This is a genomic window from Amycolatopsis sp. NPDC004747 (assembly GCF_053601335.1).
Map to the genome: position 1 here is coordinate 138,243 of NZ_JBSGBQ010000015.1, position 18,195 is coordinate 156,437.

Genomic DNA, 18,195 nt, shown 5'->3' on the forward strand with positions numbered 1-18,195 from the left:
CCTCATCGTGTTCCGGGTGCCTCGCCGCCGGGTCACCCGCGGCGGGCGAGACCGGCTCCTCAGCCCAGGGCGGCGTCGAGCGTGACCGCCGCGTCGATGAGCGCCAGGTGCGTGAACGCCTGCGGGAAGTTGCCCAGCTGCTCGCCGGTCGGGGCGATCTCCTCGGCGTACAGCCCGACGTGGTTGGCGTAGGTCAGCATCTTCTCGAACGCCGTGCGGGCCTCCTCCAGCCGTCCGGCCCGGGTCAGCGCGTCCACGTAGGCGAAGCTGCACAACGAAAACGTGCCTTCGGAGCCGGCCAGGCCGTCCGGGGACGCGGCCGGGTCGTAGCGGTAGACCAGGCTGTCGGTCACCAGGTCCGTCCGGATCGCGTCGAGCGTCGAAAGCCACAGCGGGTCCTTGGGCGGGAGGAAACCCGTGCGGGGCATGCGAAGCAGGGCCGCGTCCAGCTCCTCGCCGGTGTCGTGCTGGACGAAGGCGTTGCGCGTCCGGTGCCAGCCGCGGGCGAGGATCTGGCCGTGGATGCTGTCGCGCTGCCACGTCCAGTCCTCGACCGGCGCCGGCCGGCCGTGGGTGGCGGCCAGGCGGATGCCGCGGTCGAACGCGACCCAGCTCATCAGGCGTCCGTAGGTGAACCGCTTGCGGTCGCCGCGGGTCTCCCAGATGCCCTCTTCGGGCTGGTCCCAGTGTTCGCCGAGCCAGTCGAGGGCCGCGCGCAGGGCCTCCCAGCCCCGGTGGGGGAGCTCGAACCCGGCGCGGTCGGCGGCGAAGACGCTGTCGAGGGCTTCGCCGTAGATGTCGAGCTGCAGCTGCCCCGCCGCGTCGTTGCCGATCCGGACCGGGCTCGACCCGCGGTAGCCGGACCAGTGCGCGAGGCTCTCCTCCTGCAGATCCGTCGTGCCGTCCACGCGGTACAGCACGGCGAGCGGCCCGCTCGGACCGCTGCGGCCTTCGCGGATGCGGTCGCCGAGCCAGCTGCCGAACCGGGCCGCCTCCTCCGCGAACCCGAGCGACAGCAACGCCGAAACCGAAAACGACGCGTCCCGGACCCACGTGTAGCGGTAGTCCCAGTTGCGCTCGCCGCCGAGCTGTTCGGGCAGCCCGAGGGTGGGCGCGGCGACCAGGCCGCCGGTCGGCGCGTAGGTCAGCAGCTTGAGGGTGATCGCCGAGCGGGTCACGATCTCCCGCCAGCGGCCGCGGTAGGTGGCGCCGGCCAGCCAGGCGCGCCACCAGTCCACAGTGGACTGAAACAGCGCTTCGAACTCGGCGACGCGCATCTCCCGCGGCGGGCCGGCGGCGTCGGTCTCGAGCACGACCCCGCGGACCTGGCCCGCGGTCAGCGCGAGGCTCAGGTGCACGTCCCCGCCTTCGACGCGCACCTCGGCGAGGTGCGCGTCGCCCGGTTCGCGGACTGCCTGCAGCGTCAGGGAAGTCTCGCGGGTGACGAACACCGCGCCGTTCGCGACGAGCATCGCCTGGTGCGGGCGGCGCCCGTAGTCGAACCGGGGCGCGACCACGACGTCGAAGGCCATCCGGCCGCGGACGCAGCGCACGAGCCGGGCGATCCGGTGCCGGGTCGTGGCGCGCTCGTCGCACGGCGGCATGAAGTCGACCACCTCGCCGAGGCCGTCCGGGCCGGCGAACCGGGTGATCAGCACCGCGGTGTCCGGGTGGTACATCTGGGAGCTCGCGCACGCGCCCGCCGGGCGGATCCGGAACCGGCCGCCGCGCTCGTCGTCGAGCAGGGCGCCGAAGACCGACGGCGAGTCGAAGCGCGGGGCGCAGAACCAGTCGATCGACCCGTCGGTCGTCACCAGCGCGGCGGTCTGCAGGTCACCGATCAGCCCGTGCTCGGCGATCGTGGTCTCGGTCATCGTTCCTCCATGGGGGCACCGGCATTTCCTCGGTGCACCGTCGCCCGGGCGGGACGGCGCTGCCTCATCCCCGCGGGGTGAGGTGGCCCGGCCGCCGCGCACGCCACTGTGGGCGCCACCCGAGCAGGAAGGCCCGCCGATGATCGTGCTGCCACTGGCCCTCGCCCAGTTCGTCGCGAGCTTCGCCGCCACCACCATGACGGTGGCCGTGAGCGCCATCGCCGCCGATCTCGGCACCACCGTGCTCGGCGTGCAGACGGCGATCACCGTGTTCACCCTGACGATGGCGTCGCTCATGGTGCCGGGCAGCAAGCTGAGCGACCTGCTGGGGCGCAAGCGCTGTTTCCTGATCGGGCTGGGCGTCTACGGCGCCGGCGCGCTGCTGGCCTCGGCCGCGCGCGGCCCGGGCCTGCTGATCGCCGGTTATTCGCTGCTGGAAGGGATCGGGTCGGCTCTGATGATCCCGCCGATCTACATCCTGGTCACGGTGACCAGCCGCGACCTCACCGCCCGCGCGCGGGCCTTCGGCTTGGTCAGCGGCGCGGGCGCGCTGGGTGCCGCGGCCGGGCCGCTCCTCGGCGGCCTGGTGACGACCTGGCTCGGCTGGCGCGCGTCCTTCCTCCTGCAGGTGGTGCTGGTCGGCCTGATCGTCGTGCTGGCGCTGCGGATCGTCGAACCGCCGTCGCCGCCACGCGAGCGGCGGTTCGACGTCACCGGCGCGGTGCTTTCGGCGGCCGGGCTGTTCTTCGTCGTCTTCGGTGTGCTGCAGGCGGGCACCCACGGGTGGCCGGCGTCACCGGTGTGGCTGTTCGCCGGGATCGGCGCCGCCTTCCTGTTCGGGTTCTTCGCGCACATCCGTGCGCGGGAACGGCGGGGCCGGGAGCCGCTCGTGCCGCCGGGGTTGTTCCGGGACCGCGGCACCGGGCTCGGCCTGCTGACCCAGCACGTGCAGTGGCTCGTCCTGCAAGGGTCGTTCTTCGTGGTGGCGGTGTTCCTGCAGGAGGTGCGCGGCTACGACGCCATCGAGACCGGGCTGATGCTGACGCCCGCGACGATCGGCATCCTGGCCGCCTCGGCGGCCGCCGGACGGATGGCACGCCGGCATTCGCAGCGTGGCCTCGTGCGGGCCGGCTTCCTCGTCACCGTCGCCGGCCTGCTCCTCGTGCTGCTGCTGGTCCGCGCCGAGTCCGGGGTGGCGAGCGCGGTGCCCGGGCTGCTCCTGCTCGGTGCCGGCGTCGGGGTCATGCTGACGGCCTCGGTGAACCTGGTGCAGTCCCGCTTCCCGGACGCCGCGCAGGGCGACATTTCGGGGGTTTCGCGCAGTGTGTCGAACCTCGGCTCGTCGGTGGGGACGGCGCTGGCCGGCTCCGTCCTGGCCGGGACGCCCCACCTGGGCGGGCGCTCCTTCGCGCTGGCTCTCACGACGTTGGGCGTCGCCGCGCTGGCCGGGCTGGCCGCCGCCCTGCTGCTGCCCTCGGAGTGAAGAGTCCTTAGTGGACGATCGCTGGACGGCGGTGACGATCACCCGCAGCACCACGCCGAGCACCACGAGGTCCGTCACCATCTGCAGGGTCACCAGCACCCGGGCGCCGGTGGCCACCGGGGCGATGTCGCCGAAGCCGACGGTGGTGAACACGGTGACCGCGAAGTACAGCGCGTCGGTCCGCGTCAGCGCCGTGCCGAACGAGCCCGCGCTGTCGTGGGCGAGCACGTAGTAGCCGTCGGCGAACAGCAGGAGGAAGAGCGGGACGATGAGGGCGAGCGCCTGGACGCCCTGCCAGGCCGGGAACGGCGAGCGCAGGATCACCCGCACCTCGCCGACGACCAGCAGCACGACGAGCGCGAGGCCGGCGGTGAACAGGACCGCGGTCCACGGGCGCAGGGCCTGGTCGACCGGGAGCAGGTAGTAGAGGCAGACCAGCGCGGTGACCGTGAGCAGCGGCCGGAGCACCGCGAGGTGGACGAACCGCCACCCGCGCGTCACCGCGCCAGCGCCTTCCGCTTGAGCGCCTGGAACTCCGCGTCGTCGATGACGCCTTGCTCGAGCAGCCGCCGGGCCTCGGCGATCTGCGCCGCGCCGGAGCGGTCCGATGTGGACACGTAACCCGCTTCACGGGCCCGCTGCCGGTCGACGATGTGCCGCCCCTGGGTGATCAGGTAGAGCAGGACGCCGAAGAACGGCAGCACGATGAGCAGCACGGTCCAGCCGGCCTTGGCCCAGCCGGACAGGTCCGCGCGGCGGAACAGGTCGCCGAAGGCCACGAACAGCAGCCAGAACCAGGCGATCCACAAGAAGAACACCAGCATCGTCCACATGAGGTTCAGGAACGGGTACTCCGCGCTCGCCAGGGCCATGGTGTCTCCTCGTCCGGGATCGGGGGCCAGGCACGCTCGCACGTGCCCGGCCCACTCGACCGGATCCCGGGTGCGCCCGCCTCACCCGCCGCGGGTGGGCCGAACCCGGCCGGCGGCCGGACGGCCTCAAGCGGTTCAGACGGAGAAGTCGGCGACTTCGGCGTCCAGCAGGCCGCGTTCCCGGGCGACCGCCACGGCTTCGCGCCTGCTGCGGACGTCGAGCTTCGTGTAGATGCCGCGGACGTGGGTCTTGACCGTGTTCGGCGACACCGTCAGGTCCTGGGCGATCTCGTCGATCGATCGCTGCGTCGGCAGCAGGCGCAGGACGCTGCGCTCGCGTTCGGTCAGCGGGGCCGGCATCGGCGGGGTGCGCAGCCGCCGGCGGACGGCGAGGATCTCGCCCGCGAACCGTTCGCCCGCGCCCAGCCCGCCGAGCCTGCTGGTCAGGAACCCGACCAGCTCGGGCGGGGCGAACACGAACGGGAACCGGACGCCGGTGGGTTCGGCCGCCCGCAGTGCCTCGTCCAGCAGCCGGGCCGCCCGGTCGCGGGCGCCCTCCGCCAGCGCCGCCTGGACCCCGATCAGCGACGCCTCGATCGCCGCCCACGGCAGTTCCATGGGGGTCTCGTCGGCCGACAGGGACCGCAGCACCGACGTGGCCGCGTGGTGGCGGCCGAGGCGGAGCTGGGTCCGGGCGCGCATCAGCAGGAGCTCACCCGAGCCGGCCAGGATCGGCAGGGCCCAGCGGACGGTTTCCCGCGCCTGGCCCGCCGCGCCCAGCCGCAGGGCGGCGCGCTGCTCCAGCACCGCGCACAGAGCGGCGTGGCCGGCCGGGCAGGCGCGCCCGGTGCCGAGGCGGGTGCGGGCCCGGCGCATCCGCCGCAGCCCCGCGTGCCAGGCGCCGAGCTCGAACTCCGCCGCGCCCCGCAGGGTTTCGGCGAACAGCCGCAGCTCCCTGGCCGCCCGCGCGGGCGCGTCGCCGAGGAGTTGCCCGATCCGCTTCGCGTGCTTGAGGCACTCCGCCGGCTCGCCGCACAACAAGGCACCGTAGGCCAGCAGCGCCCCGGCCTGGGCGCCCTGGAGCGACCTCGGCGGATCCTGCCGCGGCAGGCGGGCGTCGGCCCGGCGCGCCAGCGTCTCCATCGCCCGGTAGTCGCCGTCCTGGCAGGCGAGCTCGGCCAGCAGGGTGAGGCACTGGGCGACCGTGAAGTCCTGGTGGACCCGCTCGGCGGTGCCGAGGACCCGCAGCAGGGCCTCCCGGGCCGGCTCCCGCTCGTCGCGGGCGATCAGGACGCCGGCGCGGTGCAGGGTCGCGAGGCCGCCCAGCCCGGCGCCTTCGGCCAGCTCCTCGTCGACCTGCCCGGCCATCCGGGCCGCCTGGGCCGGGGTGTGGTCGAGCTGGGCGAGCCAGGAGTACGTCAGCTGCCGCAGGACGATCAGCTCCGGCGCCGGCCGCTCCGGCCAGGTCGCTTCCGCACGGGCCAGCTGCAGCCCGGCCGCCGACGTCTCGGCCGCCTCGAGGTACAGCCCGGCCGAGATCAGCGCGGCCGGCGGGCCGGCCGGGACCCGGCGGTCTTCGAGCAGGTTCAGCGCCAGCCGCAGGACCTGGTGCTCGCCCGCGAGGAACAGCGTCACGGCGTGCTCGCGCAGCAGCTCGTCGACGCGGCCGGGATGGCCCGAGCGGACGCTGTGGAGCAGCGCCGGCGCGGGCCGGTCGTGCTCGGCGAACCAGCGGGCCGCCTTCGCGTGCAGGGCCCGCGTCCGGTCCGGCGCGCGCCGCTGCAGCTCCGCGCGCAGGTACGTGCGCAGCATCGGCAGCACGCGGTGCCGCGGCGGGGTGCCGTCGGACTCGACCACCTGGGTGGCCGGCCCGCCGAGCTCGCGGAGCACCGCCTCGGCGTCCGTCCGGCCGGAGAGCACCGGCGCCAGCCCGGCCGGGATCTCGTCGCAGACGCTGATCGTCCGGAGCAGCTCCCGCTGCGCCGGGGTCAGCGCGGCGAGCACCTCGTCGGTCAGGTAGGCCAGCACGGCACCGTCCCGGCCGGTGGTGAAGTCCCGCAGGCTGCCGTGCCGGGCCGCCGACGCCGTGGCGAGCCGCAACCCGGCCGGCCAGCCCCCGGTCCGGGCGACCAGCCCGGCGACCTGGTCCCGCGGGATGGCCGGGCCGGCGGCGGCCAGCAGCGCGGTCGCCTCCTCGGTGGTGAACCGCAGCCGGGCGGCGCCGACCTCGACCAGCCGGTCGGCGAGCCGGGCCCGGCCGAGCGGCAGCGGCGGTTCCCGCCGGCTCGCCACCGCCAGGCACAGGCCCGCCGGCTGGTGGCGGACCAGCGCCCGCAACCCGTGCCACGGGCCTGGAGAGGTGATCTCCTGAGCGCTGTCCAGAACGAGCACGACCGGCTCGGGCAGCACGTCGAGGGCATCGGCGACCTGCGCGAGGAAAGCCAGGTCGGTGCTCGGCGCCTCCGGAACCGCCAGCCCCCGCAGCGGGTTGCCGTCCGGGATCCGGCGGCAGCGGCCGAAGGCTTCGAGGACCGCGGACCAGAAGAGCCGGTCGTCGTTGTCGTCGGCGTCGGCCGACAGCCAGGCGACCGCTTCGCCGTCCCGGAACCGGGCCCACTCGGCCAGCAGCACGGTCTTGCCGAACCCGGCCGGGGCGCCGACGAAGACCAAGGCCGCTTCGCCCGCGCCGTCGAGGACGCCGAGCAGCCGCGGTCGCGACACGAGTTCCGACGGCGGTGCGGGCACGGTGATCTTGGCCCTCGGTACCCGTCTTCGGGCGGGGACATCGTGGCACTGCCGCATGTCCGTTCCTCCTTCACGATCGGTCACGGATAATCCCGGCGGATCCTGCCACCCAATTGCCCCGGCTCACCCGCTGCGGGCGAAGAGAACAACGGTGGCTCGCACAATGGTGTGCCGGGTGAAAAATCGTGGAGATGCTCCCGGGAAACCGCCACGCCGATTCGCCGTTTCCCAGTTCTGCTGGCTCGGCCCGGGCGAAGTCGTGGTCCTGGACGTGGTGCGGACCGGCCGGATCAGCGCCGGTTCGGTGCTGCTCGGGCTGGCCGTCGGGCTGTCCGCCCTGATCCCGGCGACCGAGCTGCGGACCGGCGTCCGCGCCGGTGCCGACCTGGTCGCCCGGCTGGTCTTCCTGCCGGTACGGGGTCCCTCGGCGCTGCTGGTGCTGCTCGACGCGGCGCTCGTCGCCCGCGCCTGGTTCTCGGCGGGCCGCGCCCGGGACGACCGGGGTACCCGGTGAGCCGGGCGGGCCTGCTCGGCCTCGCGGCGGCCGCGAATTACGTCTTCCGGGGTGGCGGGGCCATTCCGGAACGGGCCGCGGAAGGGGTCGAGGATTTCCGCGGCGTGCTCGTCGTGCCGGTGCCGCCGGAAACGATAGTTTTCGGGACCGTCGCCGACCCCGGAAGCCTCCCGCTGATCCTGCGGCGGCTCGAGGCGCTCGGAATGCACGTGCAATCGGTGCACCGGGTCCGGGAACTGCCGGTCGTGGTGCACCGCGCGGAGTGATCCCGGGCGGTTCGTCACGACCCGGTGACCGCCGTGACGCGGCCGAGCCGGATCGCCTGCCGCAGCGCGGCGTGGTCGCGTTCGTTCTGGTCGGCGCAGGCCGTCGCGAACTGCCGGACCGCTTCGGCGAACGCCGGGGCGCTGCCGAGGTAGGCGGCGATCGCCAGCGCGTCCCCGGTCCGCGCGTGCGCCCGGGCCAGCGTCCACCCGCACAGCCGCGCGTGCGCGCGCAGGACGTCCGGGCTCATCGCCGTGACGTCGCCGCCGGGCTGCTCGTCGCGCAGCCGGCGGACGTGGAAGTCCGTGGTCCGGCCGTCGAACTCCGCGCGGGCCCAGCCGAGGAAGACGTCGCCGGTGGCCTGGATCAGCCGCTGCCCGGTGACGACCCGCCGGGCGCCGCCGCCCGCCGCGCCGGCGCCGGTGTACTCCTGCAGGACCGACGGCCGGGCTTCCTGCAGCTGCAGGAAGAGCGGGTCCCCGGTGCCGGTGCGGACGAGCAGCGCCACCCAGGACCGCGTGCCCGCGTCACCCGGCCCGGTCACCGTGCGCGCCGCGTCGGCGAGGCGGTAGCGGTCGAGCAGCGCCCGCCGCGCGGGGCCGAGCGTGCGCCGGTACTGCCTCAGCACGACGCCGAGGCGGTCGGTCAGCGTCGCCGGGTCGCCGTCCCCGGCCAGCCGGCCCGCCGGGACGACGGACGGCGGCCGCGCGGCCAATCTCAGGTGCCCGTCGCGGATCTCGGTGAACCGGCGGACGCCCGCCCCGCGTCCCTGCCGCGAGCCGAGCCGGTGCGCCGCGACCGTCCGCAGCGTCCGGGCGTCGGCCGGGGCGAAGAAGATGTCGAGCGACGTGCGGCGCGCGAAGTCGTGCATCGCCAGGCGGTAGGCCTCGACGGCGGCGAGCACGGAGCGCCGCCGCAGGGCCGGCGCGTGGCCGTTCTCGCGGGCGGTGACCTCGAAACTCGCGGCCAGCCGCTTGACGTCCCATTCCCACGGCGCGGGCAGGGTGTCCCCGAAGTCGGCGAAGTCGAACACCAGCCGGCGGCCCTGGGCGGTGAACAGGCCGAAGTTGGCGAGCTGGGCGTCCCCGCACGCCTGGACGCCGAACCCGGTCCGCGGGGTCAGGGCGAGGTCGGCCGCGGCGGGGAGCGCGGCACCGCGGAAGTAGGCCAGCGGCGAGGCCGCCATCCGGCCGTAGCGCAGCGGCCGCAGTTCCGGGACCCGGTCGCGGTCCTGGCGGGCCAGCAGCGTCAGGGGATCGGCGCGCCGCACCGGGCTCGGGAATTCGGCGTGCCCGTCCACCGGGACGGTGGCGCGCGCGGCGCGGGCACGGGCGATCCGCACGTCGGGGGCCGCGGTCTCGTTTTCGGTGAGAGTCATGGGACGGATCGTCGGCCGCACGGCCCGCCCGGGCGTCGCCCGCCGGGGGTGAAGCGGGGAGTCATCCACCACGGGTGACGACCCGCGGCGGCGCGGGCCGCAGGGTGTGGCCGTGGAGGTGCGGTGATGGCGAAGCGGCCGCCGGGCCGACGGCGGGTGCGCCACGGGGATCTCCCCGCCGGCCCCGGCGCGGCGCTTGGCCATCCCGTCCGGCCGGCCCTGGCGTCGCTCTCGGGGGAGCGCGCGGGGCGGTGAACCTCCCGCAGGGACCGCGGCGGCGCTCGGGGGCGTCGCCGCGGTCCCGTTCCGGCCTGGGTGGGCCTGCATCCGGCGGGCGACCGCGGGGCGAGCAGCGCTGGTACGGGCGCGGGTGGCGGAAACTCCCGGTGTCCGACACCCGATCGCCCGTCGTTGCGGCACCTGGATCGCCGCCGGCGGCAAGCGTACTCACGGAATCGAAGCCTCCGGTGGAACCCGCTTCCGGCGCTAGTGCCGTTCCGGCTGCGGGATCTCGCCGAAGGCCTCGCGCAGCCGGGCTTCCTCGACGTCGGACAGGTTGGTGCTCAGCAGCGTGGCGCCGGTTTCCTTGAACGGCTCGACGACCCGGTCGAGCACGGTGTCGTCGGACATCACGAACAGCGCCGAGGTCCCGGGGGTGACCTGGGACCGGACGGTGTCGATGAACCCCGTGTCGATCCCGACGTGGCTCAGTGAGCCGGTGAGCGCGCCGATCGCCGCGCCGACGGCCATCCCCAGCAGCGGCACCAGGAAGATCAGGCCGAACAGCAGGCCCCAGAAGCCGCCGCCCAGCGCGCCGGCGCCGGTCAGGTTGCCGAGGTCCTTGGTCTTCGGCTTCTTCCGGTCTTCGGGCCAGCTCACGTATGCCGCATCGGCGATCGAGATCAACTGCTGCTTCTGCAGCTGCCGCAGCAGATCCAATGCGTTTTCGGCACCTTCGACGGTCGGGAACCGCCACACGGTCAACGTGGACACGGGACATCCTCCTCGGTTCGCGGATCGGTGGTCGTGCCGCACTGTTTCCCGGGAGCGGGCCGGCGGCATCGCCCACGCCGCGTGAGCCCGCGACCGGACCGGCTGATCTCACCTGGGGCGGGCGAGGACCGGTGAACCGGCCACCGACCATGATCGCCCGGGTCCGCAGCCCACCCCGAGCAACGAGGGAGACCGACCATGACCGAACCCGTGCAGCCCCGGGCCGGAACGACCGGCACCCGGGCACCGCTCCCGCCGGACCGCGCCGTCGCGCGGTCGCGGCGGGTCGGCTGGATCTGGTTCGCCGGGGCGATCACCGTCCTGGCCGGACTGTTCAACGTGGTCGAAGGCGCGGTCGCGCTGTTCGACCGGGACTACTACGTGGTCGGCCCGTCCGGGCTGCTCGTGTTCTCCCTCACCGGCTGGGGCTGGCTCCACCTGATCGTGGGCGTCCTCGTCGTGCTGACCGGGATCGCGCTGTTCACCGGAGCGCAGTGGGCGCGGGTCGTCACGGTCGCCCTCGCCGGGTTCAACGCGCTGGCGCAGCTGGCTTTCCTGTCCGCGTACCCGTTCTGGGGCGTCATCGTGATCGCGCTCGACGTCCTGGTGATCTGGGCCGTCATCGTGCACGGCGACGAAGCCACCTACGAAATCTGGTGACCCCTCCCGTCCCGGCCGTCCGCCGGTGATCAGTACAGTCGTGGCCTCCGCCCGGCGTCGACCGCGGATCCGGGGCGACTTCTCCCGACAGCCGAGAGGGTTCACGTGCCCGATCGAACGACGCTCCCGTTCCGGCCGGTGCCCGGCGTGAAGGTCGCCGTGCCGCGGCTGCCGGGCATCTTCGTCCCCCGGCCCCGCCTCGCGGCGGTGCTGGACCGCGCCACCACCCGGCCCGTCACGGTGGTCCGGGCACCGGCCGGGGCGGGCAAGACCACCGCGCTCGCCGGCTGGGCCGGCGACGGCGACGACGTCGCCTGGGTGTCCCTGGACGAAGACGACAACGACGAGCCCCGGTTGTGGGCCGCGATCCTGGCGGCGTTGCGCCGCTGTCCCGCGGTGCCCGCCGACCGTGGTCTGGACCGGCTGCGCCCGCCGTCCCCCGGGCGGCGGCGGGCGTTCCTGGCCGACCTGGACGACGCGCTCGCCGTGCCGGCCCGCCCGGTGCGGCTGGTGCTGGACGACCTGCAGGAGATTTCCCGCGCGGAGACCCTGGAGGCCCTCGCGGCGCTGGCGCGCCACCTGCCCGCCGCCCTGCGGCTGGTGCTCGTCACCCGGGTCGAGCCGCGGCTGCGGCTGGCCCGGCTGCACGTCGAAGACGTCCTGTCCCGGGTGGAGGCGGCCGAACTCCGGTTCACCACCCGGGAAACGGCGAACCTGCTACGCGCCACCGGAAGCGTGGTGAGCGACGACCGCGCCCGTGAGCTCACCGAGCGCACCGGCGGCTGGGCCGCGGCGCTGGGCTGGGCCGCGGTTTCGGTGCGCGAGGCCGACGACGCCGACGGGCTCGTCGCCTCGGTGACCGGCGACGAGCGGGCCGTGGCGCGGTTCTTCGCCGACGAAGTCCTCGCGCGGCTGCCCGGGCCGACGTCGGATCTGCTGCTGTGCCTCAGTGTCTGCGACGCCGTCGGGGCGACGCTCGCCGTCCGGCTGTCCGGGCGCGCGGACGCGGGGGCGCGGCTGGACGAGCTCGAGCGCTCGATGGGGCTCGTCACCCGCACCCCCGCCGACGCCTACCGGCTGCCGCCGTTGCTCCGCGGGTTCCTGCGGGCCGAGCTGGCCCGGCAGGACCCGGGGCGGGTGCTGCGGCTGCACGGGATCGCCGCCCGCTGGTACGCCGGCGAAGGCCGCTTCGGGGACGCGCTGCGGCACGCCGTCGCGGGCCGGGACCGGCAGCGCGTCCTCGACCTGGCGCGGGAGCACGCCGTCCGCCAGGCGCTGGCGGGCGACGGCGAGCCGGTGCGGATCGCGCTCACCTACCTGGGCGCCGAGACGGTCGCCGCGCACCCGCCGCTGCGGCTGGCCTCGGCACTGGAGAACCTCCAGCGCGGCCTGCCCGCCGAAGCCGCGGCCGACCTCGGCGCGGCGGACGACGACCACGACCACGCGCTGTGGCCGCTCGCCGCCCGCCAGCTGGCGCTGGTCACCGGGAACCGGCCGCCGGAGGACGAGCCGCCGGGCACGCCGCCGGCCGGCTTCGACGCCTGGTTCACCCTCGATCGGGCGTGGCGATCGCTGCGCCGGGGGGCTCGCCGGCACGCCGTCACCCTGGGGCAGGAGGCCCTGCGCCTGGCCCACGGGGACCGGTTCGACCACCTCGTGCTCCACAGCAGGCTGGCGCTGGCCGTGGCGACCGCCGTCGGCGGCGACCACCGGGCGATGCGGCGGGCCTGCACGGGCGCGCTCGCCGTCGCGCGGCGGCACGGCTGGCGCCGGACCCCGGGTGTGGCCGAGTGCCACCTGATGCTCGCCTACGACGACCTGATGCGCGCCGAGCCGGTCGCCGCGGCCCGTGAGCTGGCCCAGGCGGCCGCGGCGGAAGTGCCCGGCGGCGCGCCGCTGCTGGCCCCGCTGCGGGCGTTCTTCGAAGGCATGGTGCGCTTCGACGACGGCGACCGGACGGCGGGCTCGGAGGTCATGCGCGTGGCCCGGCTCCGGCTCGCCGGCCTGGAGCTGCCGCCCGAGCTCGTCGGCGTGTGCGGGGTCGGCGAGTACCACGCGGCCCTCGCCCTCGCCGAAGGCGTGCACGCGGCGGAGGTGCTCGCGTGGATGCACGAGCGGCTGCCCGGCAGCGCCGAGCTGGCGCTCCTGCGGGTCCGCGCGCACCTGGCCGCGGACGAACCGGCGGCGGCCGAAGCGGTCCTGCGCGACACCGCCGCGGCGACGGCGGTGCTGCCGGCCACCCCGGTCGAGCGGTGCCTGGCGGAAACGGCGCTGGCGCTGCGTTCGCACCGGCGGACCAAGGCGCTGCACGCGTTGGACCGCGCGCTCGCCCTGGCCCGGCCGAACGGGCTGGTGCGGCCGTTCGCCCTCGCCGAGCCGCAGGTCGGGCACCTGCTGATCGACCACTCCGGCGGATTCGGCGCACTGGACCGGTTCGCCCAGTCGGTCCGCGGCAGGCTCGTCCCGCACGCGCCGGCCAGCAGCCTGACCGACCGCGAGCAGGTGGTGCTGCAGCGGTTGCCGTCCCAGCGGTCGCTGGACGAGATCGCTTCCGACCTGACGGTTTCGGTGAACACGGTGAAGACGCACGTGCGGGCGATCTACGGCAAGCTCGGCGTGAACAACCGGCGGTCGGCGGTCGTGGTGGCCCGGCAGCACGGCCTGACCTGAGCGTCAGCCGTCGTCCCGGCGCGGGGCGGCCAGGAGCGCCTCGGCCCAGCGGGCCCGCGGGTCGACGTCCACCAGCAGCGCCTTGGCCAGCAGCGTCGCCGGGACGGCGAGGACCGCGCCGAGCGGGCCGAGCAGCCAGGTCCAGAACACCAGCGCCAGCACGGTGACCAAAGTGGACAGACCGACCGAGCCGGCCACGAACCGCGGCTGGACGAGGGACTGCACGACGAAGTTCAGCGCGGCGTACACGACGAGCACCACGAGCAGGCTGCGCCAGCCACCGTCGAGGAGCGCGATGACCGCCGGCGGGGCGACGCCGATCACGAAGCCGACGTTCGGGATGTAGTTGGTGACGAAGGCGAGCAGGCCCCAGAGCAGGGCGCCCGGGACGCCGAGCAGGGCGAGCGCACCGGCGTCGAAGGCGGCGACGAGCCCGCCGAAGACGGTCGTCACGACCAGGTACCGCCGGGTGCCCGCCGCGAAACCGCGCAGGGCGGCGGAAATCCACGGCCGGTCGCGCGCGATCCGCCCCAGCCGCTGCCCGGCCCACGCGGTTTCGGCGCTGAGGAAAAGCAGGAGGGCGAACAGGAAGGCCAGGTTGGTGACGAGGCCGCCGACGCCCGCGAGCAGCGAACCGGCCAGGCCGACGAGTTTCCCGGTGTCGAGGGACGAGAGCACGGTCCGAAGTTCGGTTTCCCCGACGCCGAACCGGCCCAGGACGGTCAGGCCGTCGTGCAGCAGTTCGTCGACGCGGCCGGTGTAGCGGGGGAGCAGCGCCGACAGCTGCGCGACGGAGACCACGAAGACGAGGAAGAACCCGACCAGGATGGCGTAGACGGTGACGGCGAGCACGCCGACGGTCAGCCAGCGCGGCAATCCTCTGCGCCGCAACCAAGTGCGTACGGGATCGAGGGTGATGACGACGACGAGGGCGAGGAAGACGGGCCCGGCGAACCAGGCCACGGCCTGGACCCCCGCGAGCACGACGACCGCGGCAGCGGCACCGAGCAGCACGACGAGCGCGCGGGGGAGAGGAACGCCGCCGCCGGCCCCGGACCCGGTCTCGGGAGGCCACGGAACCGGCGGCGGTGGCACACCGCGGCCGAACCGGTCGGCAAGTCCCCGGAACGGGCGGCTCCCCTGCCGATCCCGGCCCCGGCGCCGCCGGGGCTTGCGGAACCGGTGGGCCGGGACATCGGTGAGCGTGGCACGCACCATGCGAAACCTCCGGAGACGAGCGGCGGCGGTTCCACGGTGGCGGGAATCGGGCGGCCCGGCTTCACCTGGTGCGGGGGAAAGCGGTCGTCGGCCGTCGGCCCGGGTTCGGTCATTGCCGTGCAGACACCGCCGCCGGAGGCGGCGTGCAGCTCGGCCGGCTGAGCCGGCGGACGATCTGCTGCGGGCTCCACCGCGTATCCAGCCCATGCTGGACGATGGCCCGCAGCGCCGGGTCTGCGGTGAGCTTGCTGACTTTGGGCCGGGCCCGCCGGGTGGCGGCCTGCTCGTGCGCAGCGTGCGGCTGGTAGGTGCCGTCGGGGTGCTGGTTGCGGTGCAGTTCCCGGGTGATCGTCGAGACCGGCCGGCCCAGCTCGGCGGCGATGGCCCGCAGTGATATCCCGGGTTCGCGGACCCGGTCGGCGATCCGGATCCGCTCCTCAAGGCTGAGAAACCGCGGCGACACCACCGGCGGCGCCGCAGCCACTGCCGCATCAACAGCAGCCGCAGCAGCGGCTGCTGCGGCGGCGCGCCACTGTTTCGCCGTCCGATAGTTGACCCCGACCCGCCGAGCAGCTTCCCGACTGCCCACACCGTCTTCCACCAGCGCAAAGTAGGGGACCCGCTCCTCGACCAACGGCCTACCACGCCGACCCGCACCCCAAACCACACCCCGCGGGGCCCGATCCCGATCCCCGTCTCGACACGAAGCAACTCCTGAACACTCAGGTGTTGCAACCACCCCTAGAAACTGCCGAGGGCGGGGGAGTTTCCGCGAAGTCGAAGCGCCCTTCAACTGCCTCACCGGCGCGAACGTCAGCTTCCGCCCCGGCCCGAACGGCACGCGGACACCCGGCCCCGCACCCCACCCAGACCTCCCCCACCCCGATCCGAAGCCCTCACACGGCCGGTGGTGCCGGGTCAAGGCACGCTTTCCCGCCTTGACGCGGTACCACCGGCCGTAGTGACAATCAGACTTCGGGGTGGTGGGCGCCGCAACCCGCCCAGGAGAGAAGAGCCCGGCAGACATCCCCCACGGCTCAGCACAGCAGCGAACGACTCCGCCGGAACCCCGCCAAAGAACCACCGGCCTACCCCTCAGAAGAAGCGGACCCCGAAACCCCAGTGCACGAAGAACCCCCCAAGTTGCCGAAGAACTCCCGGACATCCTGCACCAGCAGATCGGCCGCCTCCATCGCGGCGAAGTGGCCACCCCGCGGGAACTCCGACCAGTGCACGATCGTGTGCTCGCGCTCGAGCGTGCTGCGGATCGACACGTCCAACGGGAACACCGCCACCCCGGTCGGCACCGTGGACCGCGAGCTCGCGCTCCACGCGCCCGCGTGCGCGGTCTCGTAGTAGCAGTTGGCCGACGACCCGCCCGTGCCGGTCAGCCAGTAGAGCATCACGTTGGTGAGCAGCAGGTCCCGGTCCACCGCGTCCTCCGGCAGCTCGGCCGCCGGGTCGGTCCACTCCTTGAACTTCTCCACGATCCAGGCCAGCTGCGCCACCGGGGAATCGTGCAGCCCGTGCGCCAGCGTCTGCGGCCGGGTCGTCTGCATCGCCACGTACCCGGCCTGCTCGGTCCGCAGGTACTCGAAGTGCTTCAGCCGCGCCTTCTCGGCCTCCGTCAGCTCGACGTCGTCGTCCGGGGCGGTGAACGCGTAGAGCCCGTTCGCGTGCACGCCGACGACCTTGTCCGGGTTGAGCCTGCCGAGTCCCGGGCCGACGACCGCGCCCGTGTCGCCGCCCTGGACGCCGTAGCGGTCGTAGCCGAGCCGGTCCATCAGCTCGGCGAACGCGCGGGTGATCCGGCCGGTGTCCCAGCCCGCCTCGCGGGTCGGGCCGGAGAAGGCCGTGCCGGGGATGGAGGGGATCACCAGGTGGAACGTTTCGCTCAGCGGGCCGATCACGTTCAGGAACTCCACGACCGAGCCGGGCCAGCCGTGGACGAGCACCAGCGGCAGGGCGTCCGGCCGGGACGACCGCACGTGCAGGAAATGGATGTCCTGGCCGTCGATCTCGGTGACGAACTGCGGGAACTCGTTCAGCTGCCGCTCGTACCGCCGCCAGTCGTAGCCGTCGCGCCAGTACGCGGCCAGCTCCTTGAGGTAGGCCGCCGGCACCCCGCGGCTCCAGCCCACCCCGGGCAGGTCCGCCGCCCAGCGGGTGCGGGCGAGCCGGTCGTGCAGGTCGTCCAGCTCGGCCTGGGGGACGTCGATGGTGAAGGGCCGGATCTCGGTGTTTTCCATGTCTTCGACCCTAGAAGCCGGTTAGGTCAGCTTCGGTCCTAGGCGAGGAGCAGAATGAAACCGTGTGGGAAACCTCGGCACGGCTGCTGCGCCTGCTCTCGCTGTTGCAGACCCGGCGCGACTGGTCCGGCGCGGAACTGGCCGAACGCCTCGACGTCACCCCGCGGACGGTCCGCCGCGACATCGAGCGGCTGCGCGCGCTCGGCTACCCGGTGCTGGCCAGCGCGGGCACCGCCGGCTACCGGCTGGGCGCGGGCGCGGCCCTGCCGCCGCTGCTGCTCGACGACGACGAGGCGGTCGCCGTCGCGATGGGCCTGCGCACGGCGGCGGGCGGCTCGATCACCGGCATCGAGGAGACGTCGGTGCGCGCGCTGGCCAAGCTCGAGCAGGTGCTGCCGTCCCGGCTGCGGCACCGGATCAACGCGCTGCGGTCGGCGACGGTGCCGCTGGCCAACACCGGCCCCACCGCCGACCCGGACACGCTCACCGCCATCGCCGCCGCCGTCCGCGACTCGTTGCGGCTGCGCTTCGGCTACCGCGCCCACGACGGCACCGAAAGCCTCCGCACCACCGAACCGCACCGGCTGGTGCACACCGGACGGCGCTGGTACCTCCTCGGCTGGGACGTCGACCGCGAAGACTGGCGCACCTACCGCGTCGACCGCCTCGACCCCCGCACGCCCACCGGGCCGCGGTTCACCCCGCGCACCCCGCCCGACCCCGACCTCGGCGGCTACACCTCGCGCGCGATCTCCACCTCGGCCTACCGCTACCAGGGCCGGTTCACCCTGTTCGCCAGCGCCGAGACCGCGGCCGAACGGATCAGCCCCACCACCGCGGCGCTGGAGCCGATCGACGAGCACAGCTGCACCCTGCGCGCCGGTTCGGATTCGCTCGACGAGCTGGCGATCTACGTCGCCGGCAAGGGGTTCGACTTCCGGGTGCACGAGCCACCGGAGCTCGTCGACCACATCCGGGCGCTGGCGGCGAGGTTCGGCAGGGCGGCCGGCTGAACCGACGTCGTCCCGGGTGCGCTGCGGGCCTCCTGGCGGCACGTGGAAGCCAGCAGCAGCACCAGGAACAGCACCGCGACGAGCCACACGCACCCGCCGCCCTCGCCGCGTTTCGCGCGGACCTCCACCCGGCCGCCGGGTGGCGTCCGCGCGTGCCGCTGGGCGTAGTGGCGGGTCTGCCGCGCGGCGCCTTCGGACTCGGTCAGCCACGGCGTCCGGTAGGAGCATTCGCCACACCAGTAGCGGTAGTTCACGGCCATCG

At 74.4% G+C, this 18,195-nt stretch carries 15 protein-coding genes and 1 pseudogene; 6 read left to right on the plus strand and 10 right to left on the minus strand.

Going from position 1 to position 18,195, the window contains the following annotated elements:
• Positions 1–59 precede the first annotated feature (59 nt).
• Positions 60–1,874 (minus strand): glycoside hydrolase family 15 protein, encoded by a 1,815-nt coding sequence (locus ACWEGE_RS24750; protein ID WP_449662821.1) that lies wholly within the window; start codon positions 1,872–1,874, stop codon positions 60–62.
• A 139-nt stretch (positions 1,875–2,013) separates the two neighbouring features.
• Here ACWEGE_RS24750 and ACWEGE_RS24755 point away from each other — a divergent pair, with 139 nt between their 5' ends.
• Positions 2,014–3,357 (plus strand): MFS transporter, encoded by a 1,344-nt coding sequence (locus ACWEGE_RS24755; RefSeq protein WP_449662822.1) that lies wholly within the window; start codon positions 2,014–2,016, stop codon positions 3,355–3,357.
• An 81-nt stretch (positions 3,358–3,438) separates the two neighbouring features.
• Here the strand turns inward: ACWEGE_RS24755 and ACWEGE_RS24760 are convergent.
• The 3 genes and pseudogenes from ACWEGE_RS24760 to ACWEGE_RS24770 form a co-directional block, all read right to left on the minus strand.
• Positions 3,439–3,858: pseudogene (locus ACWEGE_RS24760) on the minus strand (potassium channel family protein); the annotation flags it as partial.
• Positions 3,855–4,229 carry an SHOCT domain-containing protein gene (locus tag ACWEGE_RS24765; protein ID WP_449662823.1) on the minus strand — a complete coding sequence of 125 codons (375 nt, stop codon included), beginning with the start codon at positions 4,227–4,229 and terminating at the stop codon, positions 3,855–3,857. The gene ACWEGE_RS24765 and the pseudogene ACWEGE_RS24760, both read right to left, overlap by 4 nt.
• Before the next feature lie 135 nt (positions 4,230–4,364).
• Entirely contained in the window at positions 4,365–7,031 is a 2,667-nt protein-coding gene (locus ACWEGE_RS24770) for a LuxR C-terminal-related transcriptional regulator (protein WP_449662824.1), read from the minus strand.
• A gap of 118 nt (positions 7,032–7,149) precedes the next feature.
• Between ACWEGE_RS24770 and ACWEGE_RS24775 the strand changes: the two genes are divergently transcribed.
• Both ACWEGE_RS24775 and ACWEGE_RS24780 read left to right on the plus strand, forming a co-directional pair.
• Positions 7,150–7,488 carry a hypothetical protein gene (locus tag ACWEGE_RS24775; RefSeq protein ID WP_449662825.1) on the plus strand — a complete coding sequence of 113 codons (339 nt, stop codon included), beginning with the start codon at positions 7,150–7,152 and terminating at the stop codon, positions 7,486–7,488.
• On the plus strand, positions 7,485–7,754 hold the full coding sequence (locus ACWEGE_RS24780) for a hypothetical protein (RefSeq protein ID WP_449662826.1): 270 nt from the start codon (positions 7,485–7,487) through the stop codon (positions 7,752–7,754). The genes ACWEGE_RS24775 and ACWEGE_RS24780 overlap by 4 nt, the downstream gene beginning before the upstream one ends.
• 14 nt (positions 7,755–7,768) lie before the next feature.
• Here ACWEGE_RS24780 and ACWEGE_RS24785 read toward each other — a convergent pair whose 3' ends face one another.
• Both ACWEGE_RS24785 and ACWEGE_RS24790 read right to left on the minus strand, forming a co-directional pair.
• On the minus strand, positions 7,769–9,130 hold the full coding sequence (locus ACWEGE_RS24785; protein WP_449662827.1) for a DUF2252 domain-containing protein: 1,362 nt from the start codon (positions 9,128–9,130) through the stop codon (positions 7,769–7,771).
• 486 nt (positions 9,131–9,616) lie between these two features.
• Positions 9,617–10,123 (minus strand): DUF1269 domain-containing protein, encoded by a 507-nt coding sequence (locus tag ACWEGE_RS24790; RefSeq protein WP_449662828.1) that lies wholly within the window; start codon positions 10,121–10,123, stop codon positions 9,617–9,619.
• Positions 10,124–10,321: 198 nt separating this feature from the next.
• Between ACWEGE_RS24790 and ACWEGE_RS24795 the strand changes: the two genes are divergently transcribed.
• Together ACWEGE_RS24795 and ACWEGE_RS24800 are read left to right on the plus strand one after the other, a co-directional pair.
• Positions 10,322–10,783, plus strand: coding sequence for a DUF7144 family membrane protein (locus tag ACWEGE_RS24795; protein WP_449662829.1), 462 nt, complete (start codon positions 10,322–10,324; stop codon positions 10,781–10,783).
• Positions 10,784–10,888: 105 nt separating this feature from the next.
• On the plus strand, positions 10,889–13,453 hold the full coding sequence (locus ACWEGE_RS24800) for a LuxR C-terminal-related transcriptional regulator (protein ID WP_449662830.1): 2,565 nt from the start codon (positions 10,889–10,891) through the stop codon (positions 13,451–13,453).
• Positions 13,454–13,456: 3 nt separating this feature from the next.
• Here the strand turns inward: ACWEGE_RS24800 and ACWEGE_RS24805 are convergent, their stop codons facing one another.
• From ACWEGE_RS24805 to ACWEGE_RS24815, 3 genes are all read right to left on the minus strand, one after another.
• Positions 13,457–14,671 carry an AI-2E family transporter gene (locus ACWEGE_RS24805; RefSeq protein ID WP_449662831.1) on the minus strand — a complete coding sequence of 405 codons (1,215 nt, stop codon included), beginning with the start codon at positions 14,669–14,671 and terminating at the stop codon, positions 13,457–13,459.
• A gap of 109 nt (positions 14,672–14,780) precedes the next feature.
• Positions 14,781–15,305: a transposase gene (locus tag ACWEGE_RS24810; protein WP_449662832.1), complete on the minus strand. Its 525-nt coding sequence runs from the start codon at positions 15,303–15,305 to the stop codon at positions 14,781–14,783.
• A 454-nt stretch (positions 15,306–15,759) separates the two neighbouring features.
• On the minus strand, positions 15,760–16,920 hold the full coding sequence (locus ACWEGE_RS24815; protein ID WP_449662833.1) for an epoxide hydrolase family protein: 1,161 nt from the start codon (positions 16,918–16,920) through the stop codon (positions 15,760–15,762).
• Between the two features lie 62 nt (positions 16,921–16,982).
• Between ACWEGE_RS24815 and ACWEGE_RS24820 the strand changes: the two genes are divergently transcribed.
• Positions 16,983–17,933, plus strand: a complete 951-nt coding sequence (locus ACWEGE_RS24820; protein ID WP_449662834.1) for a helix-turn-helix transcriptional regulator — start codon at positions 16,983–16,985, stop codon at positions 17,931–17,933.
• Here ACWEGE_RS24820 and ACWEGE_RS24825 read toward each other — a convergent pair.
• Complete coding sequence (locus ACWEGE_RS24825) at positions 17,831–18,193, minus strand: hypothetical protein (RefSeq protein WP_449662835.1); 363 nt, start codon at positions 18,191–18,193, stop codon at positions 17,831–17,833. The two genes, ACWEGE_RS24820 and ACWEGE_RS24825, sit on opposite strands and share 103 nt — an antisense overlap.
• Positions 18,194–18,195: the final 2 nt, after the last annotated feature.

What these genes read in the sequence shown, in the direction of transcription:
- ACWEGE_RS24750 (WP_449662821.1), bottom strand. Translation starts at nt 1,874, where the DNA reads ATGACCGAGACCACGATCGCCGAGCACGGGCTGATCGGTGACCTGCAG.
- ACWEGE_RS24755 (WP_449662822.1), top strand. Translation starts at nt 2,014, where the DNA reads ATGATCGTGCTGCCACTGGCCCTCGCCCAGTTCGTCGCGAGCTTCGCC.
- ACWEGE_RS24765 (WP_449662823.1), bottom strand. Translation starts at nt 4,229, where the DNA reads ATGGCCCTGGCGAGCGCGGAGTACCCGTTCCTGAACCTCATGTGGACG.
- ACWEGE_RS24770 (WP_449662824.1), bottom strand. Translation starts at nt 7,031, where the DNA reads ATGCGGCAGTGCCACGATGTCCCCGCCCGAAGACGGGTACCGAGGGCC.
- ACWEGE_RS24785 (WP_449662827.1), bottom strand. Translation starts at nt 9,130, where the DNA reads ATGACTCTCACCGAAAACGAGACCGCGGCCCCCGACGTGCGGATCGCC.
- ACWEGE_RS24795 (WP_449662829.1), top strand. Translation starts at nt 10,322, where the DNA reads ATGACCGAACCCGTGCAGCCCCGGGCCGGAACGACCGGCACCCGGGCA.
- ACWEGE_RS24805 (WP_449662831.1), bottom strand. Translation starts at nt 14,671, where the DNA reads ATGGTGCGTGCCACGCTCACCGATGTCCCGGCCCACCGGTTCCGCAAG.
- ACWEGE_RS24815 (WP_449662833.1), bottom strand. Translation starts at nt 16,920, where the DNA reads ATGGAAAACACCGAGATCCGGCCCTTCACCATCGACGTCCCCCAGGCC.
- ACWEGE_RS24825 (WP_449662835.1), bottom strand. Translation starts at nt 18,193, where the DNA reads ATGGCCGTGAACTACCGCTACTGGTGTGGCGAATGCTCCTACCGGACG.